This window comes from Paenibacillus barcinonensis, from assembly GCF_003217495.1.
Taxonomy (GTDB): Bacteria; Bacillota; Bacilli; order Paenibacillales; family Paenibacillaceae; genus Paenibacillus; species Paenibacillus barcinonensis.
In genome coordinates this window covers 1-1,320 of the sequence record NZ_QJSW01000065.1, presented here as the reverse complement: position 1 = coordinate 1,320, position 1,320 = coordinate 1, and the positions used below count along the sequence as shown (strand labels likewise).

General features: G+C 38.3%; 2 pseudogenes. Both read left to right on the top strand.

The window, feature by feature from the left end:
• A pseudogene (locus tag DFQ00_RS28665) lies at nucleotides 1-522 on the top strand (copper amine oxidase N-terminal domain-containing protein); the annotation flags it as partial.
• 13 nt (nucleotides 523-535) lie between these two features.
• Nucleotides 536-1,320 (top strand): annotated as a pseudogene (locus tag DFQ00_RS28660) (hypothetical protein); the annotation flags it as partial.

The window sequence follows — 1,320 nt, the reverse complement described above, 5'->3', positions numbered from 1 at the left end:
TGGGTATGGATTGGGAACAAGAATTTTCGGAGTACAGATGATAAGGAATTTAAACTGACGAAGCTGAGTGATTTTAAGGCGTATACGAAGAGTGATAATGTATTTAGAGATATGGCTGATGAAATGTACAGCGGTGTAAAGATCATTAAAGAAACGGATCTTCCCATTCAATTAGGTGACAGCCAAGTCGTCTATAGTATTGATATTGTTAAAAGCTCAATTACAAAGGATGATCAAGTTCAAATTCGCAGTAACCATAGAGGTAATCCTATCGCCTTCCTAATTAAAAATAATTATGCAAAATCACGTGGGGTCCTTGACCCAGCTTTTATTAACAACGGTGATAAGACAGGAATGAACTATTATCCGGTTGTGAGCCAGTCAGATAAATTCCAAAATGGAGAATACGTTCAAAGTTACACTGGCTGGATGAATTTTAAAATTACTCAAGCAGACTATATTCTTCTCATGGATGGCGATCTTGACAAGTATGCTGTAGCAATCGTTAATCCGTTCAAGTGAGGGGATTTATAGGATGAAACGAACAATACTCTTAGTAGTACTTGTGACATTTTTTTTATCCTCTCTATTTGTAGTGCTAACGTACAATACAGTAAAAGCTGAAGGGAACATTTTTTCTATCAGTTCAAATAGGTTACTTCAGGATCAAGATAATCCTAATCTCTATTACTTTGTAGGCATGGTGTATTACGAAGTTTGGAGTAACTCAGGAGGCCAGTGGACGGGTGCTGGACACCACCCTAAGTCCAAGGTTCCAGAGGTGGACGGTGGAACCTATGAATTTACGTTCGGATCAAATCGAAAAGTTAAAAGTATTTCTGTGGAACAATTTAACTATGATTGGAAATCTGCTGATGGTAAAGTAAAACTTGGAGATTTAGCGTTCGAAAAATCCAGAGCCGGAGAATTAAAAGAAAATCCTAAAAAATATTACCAGAATGCAACTTCGAAATTTGATTATGACAACTATGGAAATACTCCAGTTAATGGACTGGGTTCGAATAAAGCTTCCAAAAAAGTGTTTGTCTTAAATGGTATTTTGGAAGCCAAAGTAGAGCCAGTCAACAGAAGAGAGGAAGAAAGAATAAAAAACGGTACTGTCTTTGCTCCCGGTGTAGAAGGGTTTCGTTATTACTTCCCTACACTTTTTAAAATTGAACTGGAACCAGCCGAAGGCATGGCGATTATTCAGCACTTTGATACAAAAGGGAATCCGTTGAATGGTATAGACGGTTTTACCGACAAGGAAATGAAGCTGGAGAAGGGGAAGGATTATACCTTCCCTCACACCGCGCCAGG